Genomic DNA, 25,456 nt, shown 5'->3' with positions numbered 1-25,456 from the left:
ATTTTTTACTCTACGTTACTACAGCCTTCGCCATTGATCACAATGCGATTTCCCTGCATCTGATAACTAGCCTCCACCAGTTGGGTCGTTATTTCCAGAATCTCCGACAGGCGACTGTTATCGAACGAGGCTTTCAGGCGGCAATTGGCCAGATTAGGATTGGCTAGCTGGATTGTTACGCCGTACTTCTTTTCCAGCCGCTTCATGACTTCACTAAGCGGCTCATCGTCAAACGTGAGCGATACGGGTTGCCAGGTGTTCACCTGCTCCTGCGTTTTCGGGATTTCGGTTGAGGTTAGCTGACCGGACGAAGCCTCAAAAACGGCCTGCTGGCGGGGCAATAACAGCACGGCTTTTTCCTGACCTTTACGATCCGGAATCGAAACAGATACCTTACCCGTTACAACCGATACTTCAAAGCGGGATTGATCAGGTGTCGATTTGACATTAAAACTCGTTCCCAGCACTTTTACCAGCAAGGCATGGCTCTTCACCAGAAAAGGGCGGGTTGGGTCTTTGGTTACGTCAAAAAATGCTTCTCCTTCAAGGCTTACTTCACGCGATGTTTTAGAGAATGCGCCAGCCGTATAGCGAAGTTCAGTATCTGGGTTTAACCAGACTAAACTTCCGTCCGGCAATTGATGCCTGGTTACGCGTTTTTGGGTATTTACAATCACGACATCGCCCGCAACGGACACGGCTTCCGTTTTTGGTTTCTTCAAATACATGAACAGGCCAAAACTCGCTACGAGTACCACCATAGCGGCAGCCGCATACCGAATAAAGACTGTTGTAAGCGAGCGAATCTTGCCAACGGGTTGTAGCTGTCCATTGGTTTTCTGGCCAAGTAAAGCCTGCACTTTTTTCAAATGCAGGGGCTGATCAAACGCATACTGGTCAACCTCTCCCTCATTCAGTGATGCATACCATTCTTCTACCCGATAGACCTCCTCCGCCGTACAGTTTCCCTCCGTATACCGTTTTAGCAATTCGGGCGAAATGGCATGTTTGCTCATGATTTAGTTCTGTCAAATACCCAATTAATACCAGCTTATAGATACAAGACGCACGAAACGGCAACAACCCTAGTGGGATTTGAAGAAATTTTATAATAAATGCTGTTTGAAAGTTTAGTAGTATTGCGACTGCATGAGTTGGCGAGTCGATGAGTAACAAGTACGACGATATTGACGATACGGTGTTGTGGCAATTGGTGAAGGTAGAGTCCGACTCGCTCGCCTTTGCGGAGTTGCATCGCCGTTTTTCGGATAAACTGTATACCCTGGCCTACCGTAAAACGGGCAATCGTGAAGCGGCTGAAGATTTGGTGCAGGATTTATTCGTATCGCTCTGGGTGCAGAAAGACCATATTTCGATCGAAAAAGCCGTTGCGGTCTATCTGTTTTCGGCCCTTAAAAACCGAATTATTTCCCATCTGCGGAAACAGCTAATTCACCAATCCTTTTCCCTGAACGAGCTGGATTCGGAGTTGCTGGTTGCGCACTCCGCCAATACGGTGCAGGACTGGATCCAACTTAACGAGGTACAGGAAGTGTATAATCGGGAACTGGGAAATCTGCCCGAAAAAAGCCGCCAGGTTTTTGAACTAAGTCGGAGTGGTTTAGCCAATAAGGAAATTGCCGAACTGTTGGGGCTGGCCGAAAAAACCATTGAATTTCACATCAGTAAATGCCTGCGTGTTCTCCGGGTAAAGCTACTGGATATTGTGGTAATTTTCCTGACCCTGTTGTTGTTGAACCGGTAGTTCGGTTTGTTTGGCCTCCTCCACCGGCCGTTTCCGAAACCAGTTAGCCAGCGCCGAACCCGTTACATTTTGCAGCGGGCCAAAAATCGCCGACGCTAGCCCGACAGTAGCCACTTTGCCCATTTGCAACGCCAGTCCCGTGGCGACTCCGCCATTCTGCATGCCCACTTCAAACGCAATGGTTCGGCGGTCTTTTTCGGGTAGGCCAGCCAATAGAGCGGTCAAATAACCCACACTCAGACCGATCATATTGTGTAAGAGACAGGTAATGATCAGCAAGCCCCCTACCTGCAACAGATTATCGCGTCCGGAAGCAGTAATGATCACCGTGTTGATCACAATACCCAGCATGGCGGCAAACGAAAGGCAGCTTTCGATCATCGCCCGGCTAATCTGTGGTCGCTTTTTGAGGAGAATGGCAAGCAGCATGGGTAGCCCATAAAACCAAAAAAATGACGTACCCAGCGCCATTAGGAACTTGTCGATCGGTTGGTTGACAATGAGTTGAAGCAGCCCATTGGTCAGGCCAATAATCCCGGCAAACGCAACGAGCTGAATGGTTTTAGCCCGTTGCGTTTCCTGCCCGTAGTAGAACAGGTTAAAGATGAAACCCGCCACAATTGGGATGATGATCATGTTCGTGATGTCGATCATCATGTGGGCAATATCGATCTCGACATACTGCCCGCCAAGCCATTTCATTAGAAACGGAGTAACAAAAGGCGACAGTATGGTTGAGCAAGCGCCAATGGTAACGGCCAACGCCAGGTTAGCGCCTGACAAATAAGACATTACGTTAGATGCCATGGCACTGGACACGCAACCAATCAAAATAACACCTCCGGCAATTTCGGGAGGGAAGTCGAATAGATGGGATAGCGAAAACCCGACCAGCGGCATAATAATGAAATGGCAGCCGATGCCGATAAAGACGCCTTTTGGCATTTTAATCACCCCTTTGAAATCATTGAAACTCATATGGGCACCCATGCCAAACATGGTCAATTGCACAAACGGGACGATCAGTCGCTTGAGTTGAAAATCTCCGACGGTAAAGAAATAAGCCGGGTAGAACATGGCCACGCTCACCGCAGCCAGAATCCAGATCGTATACGAAAACCCTTTCAGAGCCGAGAAGCCACGAAAGGCAATGGCCAGTAAAACCAGGGCCAGCACCAGCAGTGGCCCTACCGGAAACGGGCTACCTGCCAGCGTGAGTACACCCGTACCCAGCAGTAGCAGGCTAGCCAGTGTCAACAGAATTGAGGAGAAACGCATAGGAATGAGGAGTCAGGCAAGCGAACTAGTGGTTAATAAGGTCGGCAGGAGCTAGTGGATACTCATGACAGAGGTAACAGATACGGGCTTCATCTTCGTCGATTTCCGGGAATCGAACGCCGTAATCGACCAGAAAAACGTTGTCGTTCAAATCATCGCAAACGCTCGAAATCTCGGCACTCAGCGTATAGCCGATCCCATCGACCTGCCAGCCCGTTCCTTCTTCGCCCCAGAACTGGTGAATCGTTCTTGGATGAATCGTCAGGCTTTCGCCCGGTCGTAAGCGGACAATATCGCCCGGCCCTAACCGACGCGAACAACCGTCGACCTGGGTGATGAAGGTTTCGTTTGACGGATTGCCCTCGGCATCGGCTTTGGTCAATTGAACCAGCACATTACCGCCCGCCCGGCAAATGATATCTTCCCGTTTCGAGAGGTGAAAGTGAGCCGGAGCCCGCTGATTCTCAGGGTCGATCAGCCATTTTTCGGCGTATTGCTTCGGATAAGCCGAATTATTCGTCCGGCCGTTACGAACGGTGAACAACGTCCGGCCAATGTTGTAAAAGTCTTTACTGCCAAAATCCGTTACATCCCAACCCAGCATGCAATCCCGGATTTCGTTATAGTCGGGCCCGGCTTGCTGCCACTGTTCAACGGACCAATGGGCAAAAGGCGGCAGGTGCATCCCGAAGTGAGCAATAACAGTTTTCGCCGTGTTGATGCTGGCGTTGACAATGGATCGTTTTAACTGCATAAACTTTATTGGTTAGTGGTGTTTGATTTTTTTAGAAAAAGCGATTCCTATCCTCGTCTACAGACGGGGTTAAGGGCATTTGAACAAATTGGAGAGAAGGTTAAGTGAATTAATGGACAATGTAAAATGTATAATGCACAATCAACAATGTACTGAAAATCAGTTCATTATTCATTATTCATTATTCATTATTCATTATTCATTATTCATTAGTTTAATTAAGAAAACCGGCATACAAGCGGATGGGGCTTTACTAAATACCAACCTATCTAAAGGGTACTTTGCTGATCTTTGGACTCAATGATTTGCTTACTTTTTTTGTGCGTTGTAGTTGCCGATTGCTTCTGAAATAGTCAACGCTCGATTGTAGACCGAAACCTGCCTGATTTGGCCATCGAGGAAAGTGCCTACTGTCAATTGACGGGCACCCACCACCGATTTCAGGTAGGGACTAAACCGACCCCAGCCAAACTGCCGGGTATTGCCCCCATCGTTCATGACGCCATCGACCACAAAGGCAATGATTTTGGGTCCTCCGTCAACAATGATACTGACGTAATGCGGCTGATTCGCGGTTAGCAAGCGTTCGTCGCAGGCCCAGGACGATTGCGTCCGGCCATCGTTCATGACCAGTTCAATCGTTTTTTTATCGGTCGTTTGCACATACCAGCCTTTGCCTGTACTGTCGCGGGTATCGGCCAGAATCTGATTGGCGGTTAATTTTTTTAGGGTAAACGCCAGATCGACGGTAAAGCCGTTGGGAACACTCATGCCAGGTTGCTCCAGTTTTTTCGTGTCCCGTTTATAAAACTCGGGCAAAGCTGGGGCGTCAACCGTTTGGGGGAATCTGCCTTTCTGATAGACCCAGTTAACGACCAGTCCGTCAGTCGCTTTGGTCCGGTTATCAAATTGACCCCAAAGTTTGGTCAGCAGATTTTCGTCGATTTTGTGGACGCGGGCGATATCCTTTTGCGTTTCGGTAATGTAATACGCCCCCTTGTCTTCAACCAGATCGGGATAGCTCATCCGAATCAACGGGTCATCGTCATACAACAGAATTTCGGGCTGTGTCCACCGAATGATTTTCCCTTTGGGCGAATCCGCTTCGATACCACCTATCACCCAGGCCGGATTGCGGTCTTCATAGGCCATACTCCGGCGGTTCGGATGATCGCGGATGAAGTGCCCACCGTGATTGTGAAACCAGTATAGGAACTTCCCGTTTTCGCATTTCCAGGCGAAATTGGCCGCTCTCGGATGCTTGACCAGTCGACCGTTGGCGTAGCGCAAATACTGCGGTGTATCCCAGGTATGGCCGCCATCCCGACTATAGGTGTAAACCGGATGCCCGTCGATGGTTCGGTAAACGCAGTAGAAGGTGCCATCGCTCAGGACCGAAAAACTCTGTTCTTCGGCAATTGGGCCGCCTACGTTTGGGGGTGTCCGTAAACCAATATCACCATCGGGCAGGGTACTCCAGGTGGCTTTTGCCGGGTCCGTTACAGTCAGTAAATCGGCACTTCGCAGCAAAGCCCCTTCGCTCGACGTAAAAAAACCGACGCCAAAACCACCTACTTTATGAACCGGCACAAAAGCCGCTCCCTTGTCGACAAAAGCCCGCCCAACATTCCAGAAATACTGGATCTTGCCCTGATAAGGATTTTTTCGATCAATCTCGAAGTTGCGAATGGGAATCGTCACGCGCTTGGCGGACCAGCTTTTGCCGTTGTCGTCGGAGTATTTGAAGACAAAATAGCCCTGGCTATCTACTCGTTTCACCAGCCCATCGGGATAGGGCGGGTTGTCGCCTTTTACAGCCCGGATATTATCGGTATTGTGGTTATAAAACACGAAAATCCGACCCGATAGCGCTTTGAGTAGCACGGCGTAGGATGCTTCCGGCCCATCGCCGGGTTCCACATCGCGCCGGTCGATCCAGGTTTTACCCTGATCGAGGCTTCGTTGTGTAATAATATGCTGACCTGTTGCCCCCTCGTGCCCCGTTCCGGTGGTGAGCACGCACAGCCACGCCCCATCGTTGGTTTTTACGATATACGGCTGGTCGCTGTAGGTCTCATCGGGAATAATGGTTCCGGTTGTGATGTGCCGATTATCCTGAGCATACAGTGTCCCAGAAAATTGGGTAGCCACAATCGTCAGCCAGGTACATACGATTCTTGACAGTACGCGCATGAAGTTTGTAATTTTTGGAGTAAAGTCTATGTATTGATCGTTCACGATAAAATCTACGGAATCAGGCTCATGTGCTCGCTTGGCTTCGCCGAGTGAGGGCTATTAGTTCAAGGGCCTCTGGCCCGTTTCTGACCTAATTCGACATCCAACGGCCAGAGGCCTTCGAACTAATAGCCCTCACTCGGCGAAGCCAAGCGAGAACGGAGTGAGGTTAAAGTTACTCTCTTCTAATGACTCCCCTCACCCCAACCGAAGCGTCGGACCGTCCCTCTCCCAGGACGGGGAATCTACTTTTGCCGAACATTAGTAGCCTGGATTCTGAGGCAGCAGGTTCGGATTCAACTGAATTTCGGTGAAATAAACGGGCATCAACGCTTTTTTATCGACGCCTAGCACGGCTTTCGCCCGCCCGGTTCGAAGCAGGTCGTACCAGCGCTGCCCTTCAAAACAGAGTTCCACAAAACGCTCCTGCTCAATGGCTAACAAAACAGCGTCTTTCGACGTAGCGGTGGTATTAGCCAGTCCGGCGCGGGTCCGAATCCGGTTAACCAGCGCGATGGAAGCTGCTGTCTGCCCTAACTGCGCCAATGCTTCGGCCTGCATTAAAATTACATCGGCCAGCCGCAGAAAGATAAAATTGCTGTCGCTATAGCGGGTGGTGCCTACCACGGTACCCAGGTATTTAGCCACCGTGGGCAGGTTGGGAAACTGATCGGTGGCTGGGTCACTGTAGTAAATACTGGCCGCTTTCCGAACATCGCCCGGCTCGAAGGCATCGACCAGTTTCTGGGTCGGAATCACGGTTTGGTTGCCCCCCGTGGTCACTTTACTGCTACGGGGCAGGAAATAGGGCGACAGACCATTCGTTTCCTGATTGTTGTAATTGTACTGGAGTTCGAAAATGGATTCGCTCGTGTTTTTCGTTCTGAAAATGGTGCTGTAGTTGGCTCCTGACACCAGACTGTAGGTTGGATTGGCAATCACCTTGGCCGCGTAATCGGCTGCCAGTTGCCACTCATTGGTCTGGTTGTACGAACTCCGCCAGAGATACACTTTAGACAGCAGCGCCTGAGCAGCGCCCTGCGTGGCCCGACCCCGGGTTTCAATTGCCGATGCGTAGGTAAGCGGCAGTAATTTCTCGGCCTGTTTCAGATCGGCAATAATCTGCTCCTGTACTTTATCGGCAGGGGTTCGGGCAGGCTGCAAATCTTTATCCAGAGAAAGTGTTGGTTCCAGCACCAGCGGCACTGCGCCCCACAACCGTACAAGGTAGAAGTAATTGAGCGCCCGCAGAAAGTACGCTTCGCCCATAATCCGGTCCCGAACGCTGGTAATGGTTGGGCTTTTGATAGCAGGCACCTGGGCCAGTACGTTGTTGACTTTGTTAATCCCCGAATAGAACCGACTCCAGGTAGCATACCCACTGCTGGTACTGATATTGTCGTTCTGAAAATCCAGTACGCCCCCATCGGTAATCCCAATTTCATTCACAGGCACCCGGAGGTTATCCGCCCGCGCATCCCCCCAGGCAATTTGCCGCACTTCATCGCCCTGCAAGGCATCATAGCCGGTAATGATAGCCGCTTCCGCATCGGCGGCATTCTGGAAAAAGGAACTTTGGGTCAGGGCACTAACCGGCACCTGATTGAGCACATCGGTGCAGCCCGTTGCCAGACTAATCAGGGTAATGGCCAGGGTGCTATAGCTAATTTTTTTCATGAGTAAAGTCAGGTTTAGAGTCCCAGATTCAGGCCAAAGGTGATGGTACGTACCAGCGGATAAGTGCCCAGATCAATTCCCTGGAGCAGCGGTAAGGTGCTGCGGAAGTTCACTTCGGGGTCCATGCCCGAATACTTAGTGAAAGTGAACAGATTCTGTCCCGAAACATACAACCGTAGATTATCGATCTTTACGCGCTTGAGCAAAGCCGCCGGAAACGTGTAGCCCAGCGTAGCGGTTTTCACGCGCAGATAGGAACCATCTTCAACCCAGCGACTGGAGGCAAATCCGTTCCGGCTGATGGTGCTGGGCGTACCGCGGGGAACATCCGTAATGTCACCCTCTTTGCGCCAGCTCCGTAGCACTTCGGTGGTGGCGGCATTGTAAACGAAACTCCGGTTCGAAGCCTCGCGGGTCTCGTTGAAGATGTCGTTGCCGTATGACCATTGCAAAAACACCGACAGATCGAATCCCTTGTAGGAGAAATTATTCGTCAACCCACCAATGTGTTTGGGGTTCGCATTGCCGATGATTGTCCGGTCGGCGTCGTTGATGATCCCATCTCCATTTAAATCCTTATAGATCATATCGCCAGCTACATAAAATGGCCCCGACGCGCTGCCATCCCGCATGTTAGCGGCTTTGGCTTCTTCGGAGGTGGCATATACCCGACCCGTATAAACCTGCCCGAACAGGACGCCAATAGGCTCCCCTACCCGACCAAGCCCCTGCGGAGCCGTGCCATAGAAGGTGGCATCGGCACTGGTCTGAATGATGTCGGCATTATTGTTCGATAAGCTCAGGATCTTGTTTCGGTTGAAGGAAATATTGAACGCGGTGCTCCAGGTAAAGCCCCCGGCACCACCTACAATATTCTGACTGGCAACACTGAATTCCAGCCCTTTATTCTGGGTATTACCCACGTTTTGCAGGGCCGAACCAAAGCCCGTTGTGGTGGGTAAGTTTACCGATAACAACAGCGCGTTTGTCTTTTTCAAGTAGGCATCGGCCGTCAGACTAATCCGGTTCTGGAGGAAGGAAATATCCAGACCAATATCCGATTGGGTGGTCGATTCCCAGCTCAGGGACGGGTTTGGAATAGCCGACAGGGCGATACCCGCTTTTCCGAGGTAGTTACTGCCGGTACTGTACAAGCCCTGTGCGCCAAAATCACTGATCGACTGATTGCCAACAACACCCACGCTGGCGCGTAATTTCAGATCGCTGATAAACGAACTGTTTTTCATAAACGACTCCTCCGAAATACGCCAACCCGCCGAAACGGACGGGAATAGCCCATACCGCTTGTCGGCCCCGAACCGGGACGAGCCATCCTGACGCACTGTAGCCGCCAGTAAGTATTTATCGTTATAGCTGTAGTTCAGGCGGGCAAAATACGAGACCAGTCCCCAGGACGATTTACTGCTGGAAGCTCCCGTTGGGCTGGCCGCTGCGTTCAGCGTAGTAATGTTATCGGTGGCACCCTGGCTGGCAGCCGCCGACAGATTGAAACTTTTGGATTGTTGCACACTATACCCCAGCAAACCCGACATGCTGTGTTTTCCAAGGGTATAGGTGTAGTTCAACGTGTTTTCGTTGACCCAGGTGAATACGTCGCCGTACGAGGCTGTACCCGGACGGGCCGATCCACCCTGAATGGTACTGGGCGTAAAGCGCTCGTCGCGGGTGCCGGCATAATCGACATTGATTGTCGAGCGCAGGGTCAGGCCTTTCCAGATATCGTAGTTGCCGTACACATTACCCACCAGGCGGTTGCTGACAGTAAACCAGGAGGTTAGCATCGCCAGACCCACCGGATTAGGTCGCTGAATCTGGTCAAGGAAGGTATACGAACCATCAGGATTATACACCGGTGAGAAAGGCAGATTCCGCATGGCATTCGGTATAATGGCATTGATGTCATCGCCTTCGGGAACGCGGTCGCGTTTGGCGGTAGAGAGCAGAATATTAGCCCCCGTTTTAAAGCGGGCGGAAGCCTGGTGGTCAATGCTGAAACGGCCCCGGTAGGTATCATAGCCCGAACTGATGATAACGCCTTTCTGGTTAAAATACCCCAGGCTGGCCGCATAGGTTGTTTTGTCGTTTCCGCCCCGCAGCGACACTTCGTAATTGGAAACGGCCCCCTGCTGATAAATCTCATTCTGCCAGTTGGTATTATACAGGGCAACGCCATTCCGGAAGAGCGTGTCCAGCCCCAGTCGTACTTCGGGAACCCCGGCGTTGGCCACGGCATTCAGGATATAATCACGCTCCTGATAGGCATCCAGCATGGGTACGGTTTTTCTGACATCCATAAAACCGGTGTAGGTACTCAGGCTAATTGATGTTTTACCCGATTTCCCACGTTTAGTGGTCACGATAATAATGCCGTTGGCACCTCTGGCACCGTAAATCGCCGTTGCCGAGGCATCTTTCAGCACTTCCATCGACTGAATATCATTTGGATTCACGACGCTGATATCGCCCGTAATGGGTACACCATCGACTATGTACAGAGGATCGTTGCCCGCGTTCAGCGACGTAACACCCCGAATCCGAACATTGGGAGCCGCACCGGGCGATCCGCTGTTGTTCGTAATCTGCACCCCGGCCACCCGCCCCTGTAAGGCTTCGAGCGGTCCCCGAACGGGTAGATTTTCCAGTTCTTTCCCTTTTACCGACCCCACCGATCCCGTCAGGTCCCGACGGTTTTGCGTACCGTAACCCACCACGACCACTTCACTTAACGCTTTGGTATCGGGCTGTAATACGACGTCGATCGTCGTTCGAGTACCAATGGCTACTTCCTGTTTTTCATAACCTACCGAGCTGAATACCAGTATGGCGTTTCCGTCTGGAACACTAAAACTGTATTGACCCGACTCATTGGTTGTTGTGCCAATGGTGGTGCCTTTCACGGCAATTGTCACGCCCGGCAAAGTCTCCCCGGTTTCGGTGGTTACGGTCCCTTTAATGAGAATAGCCCTGGGAGCCATGCCGTCTTTGCCACGCGCCATCAGCGTTGTACTGACAGTTAGTAAGGATAAACAGAGGAATACCCATCCTACTTGTTTTAGAGATTCGTTCATGAGTATATACGGATTGGAATAGTTATATTGTACAGATCTTTCGTACCAGATAGAGGTGATTAGGAATGGCTGTATACTGCCTCCAGATAGCAGATCCATTGGCTGAACCACTATCGAATTTATAGGAATTAGTGGCTGGATAACAAGTAGAATTGGCTGTTTCTGAGGTTTTCTTGTGAAAAAACGTTACCGGAAACGTTATCGGAAACAGAATTGGTATACCTAAATTTTAAGAAACGATGATGGTTCGTCAATTGATGAGCTATCATCGTTTCTGTCCAGGCTTTTTTCAAGGCATTTCCCAGGAGAAAGCTTATCGTTAAAAAATACAATAATGAACAGGCTAAACGCATCGATCGGATTGGTTGAGCTATGAGAAGTAAACAACCCACTATCTGGGACATTGCCATTAAGTTGAATGTCTCTATATCGACTGTTTCCCGGGCCTTACGCAATGCGCCCGACATTAATCCTGAGACAAAAAAAGCGGTACTGGACCTGGCGCATCAACTTGATTACCAACCGAACACCGTTGCGGCCAGCCTACGAAAGAACAAGACGGATATTATTGGCGTGATGGTACCCGAATTTGTTCACGCTTACTTTCCCAATGTGATTCTGGGTATTCAGGAAGTGGCCAATGCGGCTGGCTACAAAGTAATGGTTATGCAATCCAGCGAATCATTAGACATTGAAAAGCATAATTTGCAAGCCATGGTATCGAGCCGGGTCGATGGTCTGATTCTGGCCATTACGCGGGAAACGAACGATTACGAACACATTATAGCGGCCCAGCGAAAAGGCTTGCCGATCGTGTTTTTTAATCGGATTGTCGATGAGCTGCAAGGCTCTAAAGTCATGGTAGATGATTATAAAGGTGCCTTTATGGCCGTTCAGCACCTCATTCAAACGGGTTGCCGACGAATTGCTCATCTGGCAGGCCCGGAAAATATGACCATCGGCCGAAACCGCCTAAATGGCTATCTCGATGCGTTGAAAGCCCATCAATTCTCCATTGATGAAGCACTGATTATGCACTGCGATTTTGTGGAAGGACGCGCCCGAAGCTGTACACAAGTACTGCTGGATATGCCCAACCGGCCCGATGCGTTGTTTGCCGTCAACGATCCAACGGCGGTAGAAGCGCTTATCTGCATTCAGGAAAACGGTCTGTCCATCCCGAACGACATTGCGCTAGTTGGCTTTTCCAATGCGCCCCACAGTACGTTTGTGACACCCCCATTGACGTCCGTCGTGCAGCCCATTCACGAGATTGGTGAATTAGCAGCTCAGTTACTGCTACGGCAAATCAATGCTCCTCAACAGTTTATGCCCGAAACGCATGAACTGGATACGGCATTGGTGATTCGTAAATCAACGCGGGAGTTGGTCTAGCACGCAGCTGCTTATGACCTTTATCTGTGTAAATTATAAAGGTCATAAGCAGCTGCGTGCTATTTTCATCATTTCTTGCTCTGGCGCAACAGATCCCGCTCCTTGATCAATTCGTCCCAGGTCCAGGGTTTGGTTCGGCTGGCCGTTTGTTCTCGGACTTTTTTGACCTGCTCGGGTTTAACAATAACGAAGTTGTTCATATAGCCCGACGACATTTCTGGGAAGCTCTGCATGCCCAGTTCCAGCCGGACATAGGTAAGCACCGAGGCAATCCATTCATCGCTATTGGTGCCCATAGGTGGCATGAGTTCATGGTAAGTAACGCCGTCGACGGGACCCGTCAGGCCCTGAAGCAGGATCTTGATCACCTCGTCGCGATTTTCCAGTAATTTGAATTTCCCGGCCAGGTGGGGCGCAATTTTCGAGGGTGTCCCCTGCCCCTGCGAGCCGTGACACGTGGCACATAGCGCGGTGAAAATCTGAGCGCCTTCCCGCACCAATTGTCGATCGGCTGGGTTCAAAGCTGCCAATCGGCTGCTACCGATTTTTCGGATCTCTTCCGCTTTTTTCAACGTACGCTCGATACCCGTTAGCACGACGTGATCAGCATGAGCGGCCAGAATCGATTGCGCAATGGATTTTGCTTTCTCGGCTTTGCTGTACGAAAGGGATAATATCAGTTGAGCAAGTACATCGTAGCTATCGTCGTTTTTTAGCGATTCCAGCTTGTCGAGCAGTTGGGCATCATTCTTTTTGAGCCAGGGTTCGCTGAGCCAGACGGCCGTTTTGCGCACCTCTGGATTGGGGTCGCTTAGCATGGTCAGCACGGTTGGTTTGTCAATAGCATCCAGCCCTTCCAGCGTCCAAAGCGCATGCATTTGAGTAAGGATCGATGGTTTTTCGGCTAACAGCCCTTTCTCGCCCTGGGCAATTTGTTTGAGTGATGCCACCACGGATTTGTCGTTTCGGACAATGATTTCCTTTTGGGCGTTATCCCGCCACCAGCCATTCGGATGCGCCAGGTAGATGATCAATTTACGGGTTGGGTCGCTTAATAGGTTAGGGGCCGGACCAGGCTTCATACTGTCGTAGACCAGACGATAAATCCGGCCACGCTGTATGTTCTTGTCCAGCCCTTTCGTCTTGATCTGGTCATAGAGATAACTACCCGGCTGGGCCCAGGTCGATTCCTGAATGATGCCCCGGTACATATCCACGATATACAGACAGCCATCCGGCCCCGTGTAGGTGTTGATGGGCCGAAAATTCATGTCGGTCGATGAGATGAACTCGTCCTGATGGTACACGTTGGACAGCAGAACTTTCCCGTCTTTGTTCTGGATATTGGCCCGGCGGATCACCCTGGCAACGGGCTCAGATACAATATAATCACCGAACATACTGGCAGGCAATCGGTCTCCCCGAAAAACGGATTGACCGCAAATAGACGTAAAATCGGCCATAGTACTGTCTGGACGCAATGTTTTGGGCCCTCCGTTCACATCGGGCGTTTTGATCGCCGACCAGACGTGGTTAAAGCCTTCTTCAAACGCATCCGGGAAGTCGAGCTGACCATAGGCCGGATTGATCTGAAATCCAGAAGCCGCAATACCGGCAGCCGCCCGACTGAAAAATACGCGCCCATAATCGTCGTGAGTCAGTCCCCACTGACCGGCTGCGTTGGGCAGCGTATCGGCTTTCAAAACGCCATTTTTATACCGATAGCGAATTGGATCGATGGTTTCGTAAATCCAGTTGTCCAGGTTCCAGTCGAGCCCGCTGCGCTGGTGTTCGACATTACCAAACGCTTTTCGTTTGCTTTGAAACACGGGCCTTTTTTTATCGGCTTTACCATCACCGTTCGTGTCCCGATAGGCAAAAATGTCGTAGGAGTCCGTTTCGTTGACCAAGAGTTCATGACCAACCGTTAGGATGGCGCGGGGCATCAATAAATGGTCGATAAACACCGAACTCTTATCCATTTTGCCATCGCCATTGGTGTCTTCCAGGAGCATGACCCGGCTTCGGGGCTGGCTTTGGCCCGTAGCCAGTACGGTTTGCATGTAGGTTTCCATTTGCGCCACATACAAGCGGGCGTTACCATCCCAGGCCAGGGCCACCGGTTCCGAAATCATCGGCTCGCTGGCGACCAGTTCAAGATGATACCCTTTGGGCAGTCGGAACGTTTTCATGCTTTCCTGAGGTGAAAGCGGAACCGTAGACGGCGTCTGGCTAACCGTACGGGGCGTTTCGAACGGGTCTTCCTGCTCAATGGTATTCACAACATCCGAATACCGGGCAGCGGCAAGGCATAGGATTGGTAGGAGAATAGTAGTAGCAATCCAGAAATTACGTTTCATGGTATTGATCAAGGATGTAGGAGTAGATTTTCGACATGATTTGTGGATTTGTGATTTTGTGGTGTCGGTTTCTAAAAACCGACCCATTTAGGTTTCTCAAAACCTACTGGTGTGAATAGTAGGTTTTGAGAAACCTAAATGGGTCAGATGTAAGCATCTGACACCACATCAAGCACCGCGCAGGCGGCCCCGCTGACACCACAAATCCTGTCGAAAAGAAAAAATCAGGGAAGTTCTTCGAGCGTAATGTCTTTATAGGCAACCTGGGTTATGCCAGCCCCGTGAATTTGCAGACCGATCAACCCTGATTGCGGAATACTTTCATCCGATTCGGTATACTCGACCGTTTGATTGCCGTTGACATACAAACGAATCCGGCGATTTTCGGCTCGAATTTCGTACATATTCCAATCGGCGACTTTTATCCACTTCGCCATTTGGACGGAGTCGGGTTGAACCAGCGTTACTTTCCGGCGCGATTCGTCGTACAAGCTTCCCCAATATTTAGGGCCCCAGTCGGCTTGGTAGCCAATCATCTCGTAAGGCGGGTTCGTGAGTCGTTTGCTGCGGAACTGTATGCCCGCATTAACAAATCCTTTCGTGCCCGTCAGCCTGACTTTCAGCCGCATCACAAAGTTGGCATAGCTGCGGGTCGTACACAGGAAATCGTTGTGCGGGGCCATCTGATCGGGTCGCCCGGCGGCAATGGTACCGTTTTCGATTCGCCAGGTGTTGACCGTGTCACCCTCCCAGCCCCGGAACGTTTTGCCGTCGAAAAGCGAAACCGTTTTTTGGGCAGGTATGGGCAAAAAGCCGGTCAGAAACAGGGTTATAATGGCAGAAATAAATAGAAACGTTTTCATAAGAAAAAATAAACTAAACGGTCAGAACCCGTACCACACCTTGTTGTTGTGATGTCAGTTTCTCAAAACTGACATCACAACGAAAAATCCTATTTACCCTGTCAAAAATTCAAAAGGACGTATCAATAGCCTGGGTTCTGTTTCAGGTCAGGATTAGTAATAATTTCACTCACCGGAATCGGATAAAGTAGATCGCGTTCCGTAACGTTAAAAGCCGTGGAGATAGGCGCGCTACCCGCCGGATAGTAATACGCCTGCGGATTGTCCTTGATTTTGGCACCTTTGGCAGACAGCACCTGAACCGCTAACCCGCTTCGGACAAGATCGTGCCAGCGTTTATTTTCAAAAGCCAGTTCAATCCGACGTTCGTTCAAAATACTCGTTCGCATATCCACCTGACTACCAGCAGTCAACGGGGTCAGTCCCGCCCGCGCCCGAACCTGATTCAGATAGCCAACGGCATCGACCTGACGACCTTGCTCGTTCGTAGCTTCGGCCAGCATCAACAGTACTTCGGCATAGCGGTAGATCGGGCCATTGTCGGCCGTTTGTCCATAAACAGCGTGTGGATGCAGGTATTTTTTGATGTAGGGCGTACGGTTATACGACGTTATTCCGATTAGGGGCGATGGGCCTGTATAGAAACCGATGGACGCCGAAAACCGCTGGTCTTTGAGCGTATCTTCATAAGCCTTCAGCAAATCGGGCGTCGGTACGTTGTAGCCGCCATAATTTTGCTGCGAGGCTGGCTTTACCCCCGTCAGTATGGATGGGTCGGCCAGTATGGGGATGAACAGGTAAGGCAGTGCGTTATAGATTGCCTGCGAGGTTCCCTCGGCATATTGCACATCGAAAATAAGCTCACTGTTGCCTTTATTCGTTGGTTTAAAAATGTCCGCATAGTTGGGTAGCAGGCTATACCCCAGCGTTGTCACCGTCTTCAGGGCGGTTTCGGCATCGGCCCAGGATTTCTGGTTGATATAGGCGTCGGCCAGCAGCGTATAAGCGGCTCCCGACGTAGCCCGTCCCGGTGCCGAAGCTTTGGCGGGCAATAGTTTGGCAGCTGCTGCGGCATCGATATTGATCTGCGTATAAACATCAGTGGCCTCGGCTCTCGCTTTAAAGGTTTCCTTGTAGCCTGAGGCCGGGTCCAGAAATAGCGGAACACCTCCGAAGTTTTTTACCAGATCGAAATACGCAAAGGCTCTCAAAAAAAGCGCCTGTCCTTTCAGATTGGATTTAACGGATTCATCAAAACTGGCCGCATCGATCGTTTTTAATACCTGATTAGCCCGAGAAATGATCAGGTAATCGTTCGTCCATTTGCCCGACGTGTAGGTATTGTTGGTTTCAAGGGTAAACGTTGCAGGATCTTCCTGCGGCTTTCCGCCACGTTGGGCAACATTATAGATAAAATAGGTGTTGTCGGAGCGCATTTCGTTCAGAATCCAATCCTGATTATAAAGTCCCTGCAATGGCGCATAAATACCGCCGACCGCTTGTTCAAAGTCGGCCTGCGTCTTGTAGAAACTATCGGACGTTAAGGTCGTTTCCGGAATGACATCCAGAAATTCATGGCAGGCACTTAGTGAAAAAAACAGGATACTTAGGGCGATGAGTTTGATTTTCATGACGAGTCCTTTTTTAGAAACCAATATTTACGCCGAAACTGACCGTGCGGGGAACAGGATATGATCCTTCGTCGACACCCGGCGAACTGCCACTGGCTGCATTCCGCGTGTTCACTTCCGGATTTCCCGGATACTTGGTAATGAGCCAGGCGTTCTGAATGCTACTGTATACGCGCAGGCTCCGGATGGTTTTTACGTTGAGTGGAAGCGTATAACCCAGCGTAATGTTCTTGAACGACAGGAAGCTACCGTCTTTAAGGTATCGGGTACTCCAGCGGTCACGTTCCAGGTAGGTAGTGCCCTGCTGCACACTGCCATATTTGCCAGCACCGGGGTCGGTGGGTGATTTCCAGCGGTCTTTTACTTCTTCCAGCACGTTAAACGGGCCATCGAGATTGGTTAGCCAGTTCTCGTAGTGCGCCAGAATCTGGTTTCCATAATTCCCTGTAATTGTCAGACCCAGATCAAAATTTCGGTAGTTGAGCTGATTTGTGAGGCCAAAGATATATTTAGGCCAGGGCGTTCCAGTTGTAGTATAATCTTCCGGGAACGTGATCTTTCCGTCACCATTAAAATCCCGGAACTTGATGGTTCCCACTTGCGAATCAGAATATTTCGGCGAATTATCGAAATCCTGCTGATTCTTATAAACGCCATCCCAAACGGCTCCGTAAAACAACCCAACGGGCGAACCCACCTGTGAGATATGACTATAGAACCCGTAATTGACCATGCCCTGGTAGATTGCATTGGTTTTTTCGGTCGATAGTTTTTCTACCCGGTTCCGGTCGAAAGACAGATTGAGGGTCGTTGTCCAGGTGAGCCGGTTGTTGCGAATCGTAGTCGTACTGAGGCCAATTTCGTGCCCCCAGAATTTCAGCTCGCCAATGTTGGTTTGAATACTACTAAACCCCGACGACACGGGAACGGAGACGTTATAGAGCAGGTCACTGGAGGTTGTACGGTAATAGTTATACGTCAGCTGAATCCGATCATTCAGCAGGTAGACATCGGCACCGATATTAAACTGTTTTTTTCGCTCCCACCCCAGGTTATTATCGCCCAGGTTATTGGCCGCCCTACCCTGGAAAAGCGTATTGCCAAAGTCGTAATAAACAGGGCCAACCGTTGATCGGAAGGAGTAATTGCCGATTTCGAAGTTGCCGGTGATGCCGTAGCTAGCCCGTAGTTTTAAAAATGAAATCGGTGTTACGCGCCAGAAATCCTCTTTCGACACAATCCAGCCCACCGAAGCCGACGGGAAATTCCCCCAGCGATTGTTGGGGCCAAAGCGCGACGACCCATCGCGACGAACCGAAGCCGTGAAGAGGTATTTACTTTTATAGTTGTAATTCAGGCGGGCCAGAAACGACAGTAAAGCCCATTTTTGCACATCGCTGGTAACCACGGTCCGCCCGGCGGCACTAACGGCCTGTACTTTATCATCGGTGTAATTGGTCGCCGTAATCAGGTTGTTCTCGCTGCGGAACTGCTGGGCCGTGAAATCGACCAGGGCGTCGATGCTATGCCCGTTAAATTCGTTCTGATAGGTCAGCGAGTTTTCATTCACCCAGTTATACATCCGGGTCGTATTATCGGAGCCGCTCGGAATGCGGGGTGGCGGGGTGAACAAAACGCCAATGGTAGACGGGTTAAACTGGAATATGTTGTTGTTACTCAGCTGGATATTGCCCGTTGTCTTGGCCTTTAAGCCCTTGATGATTTCGTATTCAACATAGACGTTAGACAGCAACGCCTGGGTTTTGTTCTTATACACTTTTTCTTGGGCTACCCGTAGCCAGTTTGGGTTACCAAAGGAAGCCGGGTCCGAAGCCGTCAGCGCCAGACTACCATCGGCATTGTAAGGACTAGCCAGTGGACTCGTTGCCAGCGCTCCGGAAATAATGTTTTCAGTACCATACGGGCCACCATCGGTCGCAAAATTGGTGTTGGAAGAATAATTAGGTGCCAGATTGAAGCCAACCTTGATTTTGTCGCTGGGCGTAAACAGGGTATTTATCCGAAGCGAAAGCCGTTGAAACCCTGTTCCAATTACGACCCCATCCTCTTTAAAATAGCCACCGGTAACGGAGGTCAGGAAGTTTTTAGTGCCCGAACGGAGGGTAAGATTATAACTCTGAACCGCACCGGTTCGGGTTACGACATCAAACCAGTTCGTACCTTTTCCGGCGTATTGTGCCGGATTCTGGAAAGCCGGATTCACCGCTCTGCCGTTCGATTCAGCAATTTCTTTCTGAAACTGAGCGTACTCTTCGGCGTTCATCATTTTCAGCTTCCGGGCGTCGGGAATCTTTTCAAAGCCGTAATACGCGTTGAAATCGATTTGCGTTTTGCCCGCTTTCGCCTGTTTCGTTTGAATCAGTACCACCCCATTGCCCGCCCGCGATCCGTAGAGCGACGAGGAAGCCGCGTCTTTCAACACGCTGATGCTTTCAATTTCAGCCGGATTGATTGTATTGATATCGCCGGTAATGGGCATTCCATCGACCACATACAATGGATTAGCCCCAGCGGTAATTGACACCGAACCCCGAACTTTGATATTCATGCCCTCGCCAGGCCGTCCGCTCACCTGGTCAATGCGCACACCCACCAGCTTGCCCTGTAGCATTTGTGCCACCTGGGCTACGGGCGGATCTTTGAGTTCTTTGGCCGACGCAATGGCAATGGCCCCGGTAATATCCTCTTTCTGTTGCGTACCATAACCCACGACCACCACTTCATTTAGCGATTTCTGGTCGGGCGCAAGCTGTACATCAACTGTGGTCCGGTTACCAACCACTACCTCCTGATTACTGTAGCCAACAAACGAAAAGACCAGGGTCGTCGTGGCTTTGCTGGCCGGATCGTCCGGAATAACAAGCTTGTATTTACCCTCCGCATCGGTGGTGGTGCCTCGCGTGGTGCTTTTGAGAACGACACTTACGCCCGGCAGTCCTTCGCCCGTTTCGCTGGTAACTGTACCGGTGATGGTTAGGTCGGCGAACTCAGTTGATGCCGCATAGGGAGCGGGGTCCGCATCGCCCACATCGTCGGATGTGGGCCCGCGCACAATAGCAATTTGGCTACCCGTAACCACATACCGCAGTTGGAGCGGCTTCAATAGCCGTTCGAGTACAACGGCCAGTTTTTCCTCCGAAGCCGACAACGACACTTTCCGGTCAATCTGGACAATTTGTCGGCTATAGACGAACTTGACATGCGCTGTTTTTTCCAGCGTGAGCAGTGCCTGTCGGATCGTGTTATTGTCCAGTCGAAGGCTGACTCGTTGCTCCAGAAGCTCCTGCCCCTTAGCCGCCAGCACCCCATTGATCAACGCAACCGTAAGCAACAACTGGAGTAGCGAAATTCGCATAAGCATCCGAATCGTTTCGTGGTTTGTAAACTTGTACATAACTTGTGGTAGGTTTAGTTATTCCGGGCAAAGGAGTAGCTACACCGATCGGCGGTGGCCCGAAATAGCCGCCCGATCGGTCAAATACCCCCGCTATGTTCGCAGCATAGCGGGATTTTTTTAATGAATAGTGTAAAATGAATAATTAATAATGGGTAAATGAGGCCGCCCATGCGGCAAAACAAACAACAGGCAAACTATTAACAATCAACCCCTTACCCATTATTCATTTTACATTTTACATTATGAATTATTCATTATGCATTATTCATTCACTTACGAACAGCCTTTGCTGGTAATGATGATGCGCGTATCGACGACTTCGTATGATGCGCCAATGGAGGCACACAGTAACTGAAGTTGATCATACAGTGAGACACCCGCCAGCGAGGCCGTTAGGGTGCAATGCCGCAAGGCCGACGCATCATAGATGATTTCTACACCATAGGCTTTTTTTAGTCGGTCGAAAACGTTTGTAGCTGGGGCATCGTCGAAATTGAAGGTTTCCGGGCTTTCCGTTACCGTAGGGATAACCATTGGCCTGGGTACCAATTCTTTCTGATAACTATTCAGGCCCGGATTGTAGGTTACCTGCTGATTGGCCGTCAGTACCACGCCCGCCACAGGATTACGGCTCGACGTTCGGGAAGCCATCCACGCTTTCTGATCCATCACCGACACTTTCCCGGATATGACCGACACCCGCATATGGGTTTCGCCGGGGCGGGCCTGAACCCGGAATCGGGTGCCCAGTACGCGGGTGACCAGAGTGCCACTATACACCAGAAAAGGCCGTTTTCCTTCGTGAACAACCGAAAACAACGCATCCCCTTTCAGATAAACCTCCCGTTTATCGACATCGAACGAGCGAGGATATGACGCCTGACTATGCGCCATCAGTGTCATCTGGCTCCCATCGGGCAGCGACAGGACTACCGGTTGAGACGTACCATTGACCTGATTGAACCACTGTTCGGTTGAGCGATTTTCCTGTCCGGGAATAGGCTCCGTTTTAGCCAGTTGTGTTATCGGCGATTTCTGTTGGCTAATCCACCAACCAGCGCCCAAAATCACAAGTACCAAGGCAGCAGCTAACCAGCGATACTGATTCAGTGAAGCCTTAAGTACAAGCCAGCGCGATGGTGTCGGTACGTGGCGGGTCAGTTTAACAATCCGGTCAACTTCCAGCAGTTCCTGCTCAGCAGACAATGTATGCGGGCGGTTTTTAAGCGCTTCGGCCATGTCTTTGGCCAGCAGTAGCGTATGCCGTTGGGCCGGATTCTGTTGTTGCCATTCCTCCCAGAACTGGCGTGCTTCGGGCTGGTCATGTTTCACCCAGGCCAGAAACCAGTTATCGGTTAGAAAATCCTCGACGGTATAGTGTTGATACGTTTTCATAGCGTATGAGAGTCAGCCATCTCGTTTGTTAATAGGGTGGTTTTTCGGGACAATACTCAGTACGCAAGGTTATTTAGGAAACGACTCGTTTACCAACCAGCCAAACAACGATAGCAACGACGGCCAGCTTTCTCGTAACCGGCTCAGGCCACGATGCAACAGATTTGCCACCGATTGCTTGTTAACTGCCAGTATATCAGCAATTTCATCATTCGACAATTCGGCGTAGAACTTCAGGTGGATGGCTTCCCGCTGTCGATCAGACAGGGTTGCCAAGAGCGCATGTAGACGGGCCGTCTGATATTCAGACAATTCAGTACGGATCAGGGCCTGTTCGGCGGTAATCTCTTCCGAACTTACATCATCGAACGGAACGCTGTCTTCGCTAACAACGGCCGAATGACGCATCACTTCCCGATGGATTTTTCGACGTAACGATTTGTAGAGGTAAGGCCGGATGTAGGGCGTTTGTACAATCTTGTGCCGATACGTCCATAAGTCCAGAAACAGGTCTTGCAGACAGTCTTTCAGCAGATCAGAATCGCGGGTGAAACGACCGCCGTAGAAGTGGAGTTCGCGATAAAAGTGCTGAACCAATCCCTGAAAGGCTTCCTGCTGCCCTTCCCTGAACTGCTGCCAGAGCAGCGTTTCGTCCGTTTTCTCCCACGTATTTTGTGCTTGCTGGCCTATGTTGAGTTTCAGCATAATCTCGTCCTCATTAAGAGCGATTCAATAACTAGTCCGGTACGTTGCGACGGAAGTGGATACATGAGTTAATAGGGGAGATAATTCAACTAATACTCAGTATTGTGCAAAATTTATTTAAATAGTGCTTTAGTAGGGTTATTCCCATTGAAAAACAGGCAATTGCTTATACAAAAAACTCCCGGCAGATACCCGCCGGGAGTTTACAGCAACCTATCTAAACTAAACTTCTTACTTCTTCCACTAACCTTTACTGTCTACTAAAATCCAGGATACTGTCAGTCACTTTTTCAACTTGTACGCCTTCATCTGCATTTCGATCAACGTATCACGGACCGGTGTGGCGTTTAAATAGGCAAACGCTTTTTGGGCAATTAATTCGTTCCGGTTTGTGAGGAGTTGGGCTACCAGTCGGCAGGTGTCAGCGTCTGTAACTTTGTGTTTTCTGAATAGATCCAATACGTTGCTTATCAGTTCGCTATTCAACGATGTCAAGCTTTCAGCAAAGGTTTTTTTCACCTGTTCATCAAGAACTGGTGCTTCCTTAAACTTACCAACAATGAGTTTTTTAAGCGCATAACCAGACTTGTTGAACTTCGTGAATAATGCCTGCTGAATGGCATTGGATTGTAAATCACCTGCCCCAAAAGCCTGAATAGCCCGCTCGGCCAGATTGTAATCTGTCGGGCTGATAAAGCCCAAAAGCGAGTTTTGCAGCGCTGGTGTGAGCGGTACAAACCCACGAATATGATTGAGAGCCCAGATTTTATCCGTCAAATCCGGGCTCTCCAGAATCGTCAGGATGAAGTCGGGCGACAATGACTTTTCGGTCAAACGAGTTACATCCGCCTGCGTTGAGCCATACACAACATGCCACATTTTATAAGTAGTATACGCGGCCCCTTCAACTACATACTCCAGCACATTCTTCGCCGTAGCCGACGACACCCCATCCACTTCATTTCCTTTGTCGGGGAGTTTTACATGGGGTGCCAGTTCGGCATAGGATAGCGTAGCCAGTGGCGAAAGCGGATCGGCCAATAAGTCACTCATGCGCTCATATTCGGCCGGTGTAAATGGCTTGTGCTCGGCTTTACTCAAAAACTCGCCTTTAGGGAGGTCAAATCCTAAATAGCGTCCTGTACTCGTCCAATACAGATTGACTTTCAATAACCGGCACTTATTATCGAAGCATACGCTAGTCCTGATTTTCCGAAAATAAGCCATCGGGTAGCCTTCTTTGGATCGAATCTGAAACAACGTATCATTGGCAATGGAATCTTCAGACACGGCCATAAATGCCAGCTTCGTATCAGGTTTCAGTGTACTAGCTGGCGTACGAAAATACCGAATTTGCCCCACGCTGGTATAGGCCAATATGAGTAGCGGCACCAGAACAAAAGCGAATAATGTGTTGATTTTCAGGACACGCATACACACTTATCTAAAAAAAATAGCCACAGTGAACACAGAGGTTTCTATAAGTAGGCCCTTATCATACTCGTTTTTAGCCTTTTGAGCTGCTGCCGGGTACAATGCCGCCGTGTTCTTCCAGCAGTTTTCGAAGGTCGCTCATGGACACGTCCAGTGGCGTTTTATTCTGCATATTAGCCAGTACAGCTGCGGCACCAGCGGCCTGCCCCATTCCCATGCAGGAAGCCTGTACCCGAAGCGCCGAGTTCGCCAGTCGGTCACTACTGACGCACCGGCCCGCCACCAGGAAGTTCCGGCTGTTTTTGGGAATAAGCGCCCGAAGCGGAACCGTTGGAACGATCCCTTCGGCCAGATGATCGGGAACAACGCCATTTTCGTCGTGAACGTCGATTGGGTAATAGGAATAGGAAACCGAATCATCGAACAGTTTCCCCGTCACGTAATCGGCCTGCGTAATTTTGTAATGGCCATCAATGCGGTAGGTTTCCCGAACCGCCGTTTCGTTTTGCACATCAATGAGTTTTGTTTTTTCGCAGCCGGGTAATGTGCGCAGAAACCGTAGCGTTTGCAATAAGGAAGCCCGCCCTTTTATATTCGCAACGGTATGGGTCTCGGAGGTCGTGGAGTCGGCACCCAATACGTGCTGAATATTATCGCCAGCGCTTCGCAACAAGCCAATTATGTTGTTTCGAAAATCGGTTTTCACTAACTCTCCTTTCTGAATAGCTTCCTGATACCGAGCCTGTATCAGTTTAACATCCAGCGAATTAAAGTCGTATCCGCCCAGTTTAAACATCAGCGTACCCGGCTGGGTAACCGACTCCCGCAACACATCGAACCCGGCAATGGACGTAGCATAGGCATTTCCGGTGCAGTCGATCAACTGGTTACAGGTTATCTGGGTCATGGTGCCTTTACCGACCGTTTCTACGACCCAGTTGTTTTTTTGAAAGGTTATCTGCGTAGGTGTTTCATAGAAACGGATCTGAACACCTGCCTGCACACATTTCTCTTCCAGCAACATTGCATACAATTGTCCATTCAGCCGAACCTGATGTTTGGGATGATTTTTGCCGTGGGGAATCGAAAAATTAGGAAGCGTATCATCATTGAGAGCTACGGCTTCCTGCACCATTTCCCAACCGATTCCGCTGATTATCTGCTTCCCCCAGGCAAAAAATATACCTGGGAAAGCCACTCCGCCCGTGGTGGTGGTGCCACCTAACTGACTTCCATTTTCAACCAGAATAGTTTTGCGTCCGGCCCGACCAGCCTGAATGGCCGCTACCACGCCCGCCGTTCCGCCCCCAATAACCAGGATATCCGTTTTTAGGGTTTGCTTCGTGAGTTTATACGGTTTATTTAGAACTTCACCAGTTGCTAATTTGGGGGAGGCAGCGCCCAGCGACATAGCGCCCAACGTTGCCAAAACTGACCTTCTTTCCATAACAGTTCGT

Annotated in this window: 16 protein-coding genes; 2 read left to right on the top strand and 14 right to left on the bottom strand. The window is 50.2% G+C overall.

What is annotated here, in order from left to right:
• Nucleotides 1-5: 5 nt before the first annotated feature.
• The gene (locus EXU85_RS04490) at nucleotides 6-1,016 is read right to left on the bottom strand and encodes a FecR family protein (protein ID WP_142770919.1); all 1,011 of its coding nucleotides are present in this window, start codon (nucleotides 1,014-1,016) and stop codon (nucleotides 6-8) included.
• Between the two features lie 149 nt (nucleotides 1,017-1,165).
• Between EXU85_RS04490 and EXU85_RS04485 the strand changes: the two genes are divergently transcribed.
• Nucleotides 1,166-1,765 carry an RNA polymerase sigma-70 factor gene (locus EXU85_RS04485; RefSeq protein ID WP_142770918.1) on the top strand — a complete coding sequence of 200 codons (600 nt, stop codon included), beginning with the start codon at nucleotides 1,166-1,168 and terminating at the stop codon, nucleotides 1,763-1,765.
• Here EXU85_RS04485 and EXU85_RS04480 read toward each other — a convergent pair.
• The 5 genes from EXU85_RS04480 to EXU85_RS04460 all read right to left on the bottom strand — a co-directional run bounded on the left by EXU85_RS04480 (nucleotide 1,715) and on the right by EXU85_RS04460 (nucleotide 10,798).
• The gene (locus EXU85_RS04480) at nucleotides 1,715-3,043 is read right to left on the bottom strand and encodes a bile acid:sodium symporter family protein (protein WP_142770917.1); all 1,329 of its coding nucleotides are present in this window, start codon (nucleotides 3,041-3,043) and stop codon (nucleotides 1,715-1,717) included. The genes EXU85_RS04485 and EXU85_RS04480 overlap by 51 nt on opposite strands.
• A gap of 25 nt (nucleotides 3,044-3,068) precedes the next feature.
• Entirely contained in the window at nucleotides 3,069-3,797 is a 729-nt protein-coding gene (locus tag EXU85_RS04475) for a D-lyxose/D-mannose family sugar isomerase (RefSeq protein WP_142770916.1), read from the bottom strand.
• 309 nt (nucleotides 3,798-4,106) lie between these two features.
• The gene (locus EXU85_RS04470) at nucleotides 4,107-5,990 is read right to left on the bottom strand and encodes an exo-alpha-sialidase (RefSeq protein ID WP_246859430.1); all 1,884 of its coding nucleotides are present in this window, start codon (nucleotides 5,988-5,990) and stop codon (nucleotides 4,107-4,109) included.
• Nucleotides 5,991-6,293: 303 nt separating this feature from the next.
• On the bottom strand, nucleotides 6,294-7,709 hold the full coding sequence (locus EXU85_RS04465; protein WP_142770914.1) for a RagB/SusD family nutrient uptake outer membrane protein: 1,416 nt from the start codon (nucleotides 7,707-7,709) through the stop codon (nucleotides 6,294-6,296).
• A gap of 14 nt (nucleotides 7,710-7,723) precedes the next feature.
• Nucleotides 7,724-10,798 (bottom strand): TonB-dependent receptor, encoded by a 3,075-nt coding sequence (locus EXU85_RS04460; RefSeq protein ID WP_168207739.1) that lies wholly within the window; start codon nucleotides 10,796-10,798, stop codon nucleotides 7,724-7,726.
• A 372-nt stretch (nucleotides 10,799-11,170) separates the two neighbouring features.
• Between EXU85_RS04460 and EXU85_RS04455 the strand changes: the two genes are divergently transcribed.
• On the top strand, nucleotides 11,171-12,193 hold the full coding sequence (locus tag EXU85_RS04455) for a LacI family DNA-binding transcriptional regulator (RefSeq protein ID WP_142770912.1): 1,023 nt from the start codon (nucleotides 11,171-11,173) through the stop codon (nucleotides 12,191-12,193).
• Nucleotides 12,194-12,261: 68 nt separating this feature from the next.
• Here EXU85_RS04455 and EXU85_RS04450 read toward each other — a convergent pair whose 3' ends face one another.
• From EXU85_RS04450 to EXU85_RS04415, 8 genes are all read right to left on the bottom strand, one after another.
• Nucleotides 12,262-14,553, bottom strand: a complete 2,292-nt coding sequence (locus tag EXU85_RS04450; protein WP_168207738.1) for a c-type cytochrome — start codon at nucleotides 14,551-14,553, stop codon at nucleotides 12,262-12,264.
• Nucleotides 14,554-14,777: 224 nt separating this feature from the next.
• The gene (locus EXU85_RS04445) at nucleotides 14,778-15,416 is read right to left on the bottom strand and encodes a DUF1080 domain-containing protein (RefSeq protein WP_142770910.1); all 639 of its coding nucleotides are present in this window, start codon (nucleotides 15,414-15,416) and stop codon (nucleotides 14,778-14,780) included.
• A 122-nt stretch (nucleotides 15,417-15,538) separates the two neighbouring features.
• Entirely contained in the window at nucleotides 15,539-17,047 is a 1,509-nt protein-coding gene (locus tag EXU85_RS04440) for a RagB/SusD family nutrient uptake outer membrane protein (RefSeq protein WP_142770909.1), read from the bottom strand.
• A 13-nt stretch (nucleotides 17,048-17,060) separates the two neighbouring features.
• Complete coding sequence (locus EXU85_RS04435; RefSeq protein WP_246859429.1) at nucleotides 17,061-20,462, bottom strand: TonB-dependent receptor; 3,402 nt, start codon at nucleotides 20,460-20,462, stop codon at nucleotides 17,061-17,063.
• A gap of 276 nt (nucleotides 20,463-20,738) precedes the next feature.
• A complete protein-coding gene (locus EXU85_RS04430; RefSeq protein ID WP_142770908.1) occupies nucleotides 20,739-21,860 on the bottom strand; it encodes a FecR family protein in 1,122 nt (373 codons plus the stop codon).
• A 69-nt stretch (nucleotides 21,861-21,929) separates the two neighbouring features.
• A complete protein-coding gene (locus tag EXU85_RS04425) occupies nucleotides 21,930-22,565 on the bottom strand; it encodes an RNA polymerase sigma factor (RefSeq protein ID WP_142770907.1) in 636 nt (211 codons plus the stop codon).
• A 282-nt stretch (nucleotides 22,566-22,847) separates the two neighbouring features.
• Complete coding sequence (locus EXU85_RS04420) at nucleotides 22,848-23,999, bottom strand: hypothetical protein (protein WP_142770906.1); 1,152 nt, start codon at nucleotides 23,997-23,999, stop codon at nucleotides 22,848-22,850.
• 73 nt (nucleotides 24,000-24,072) lie between these two features.
• Nucleotides 24,073-25,446 (bottom strand): FAD-dependent oxidoreductase, encoded by a 1,374-nt coding sequence (locus EXU85_RS04415; RefSeq protein ID WP_142770905.1) that lies wholly within the window; start codon nucleotides 25,444-25,446, stop codon nucleotides 24,073-24,075.
• Nucleotides 25,447-25,456 lie beyond the last annotated feature (10 nt).

It is taken from the genome of Spirosoma sp. KCTC 42546 (assembly GCF_006965485.1).
Lineage (GTDB): Bacteria > Bacteroidota > Bacteroidia > Cytophagales > Spirosomataceae > Spirosoma.
Note: the sequence above shows the minus strand (reverse complement) of the source record. Positions and strands in the feature narration are given on the sequence as shown.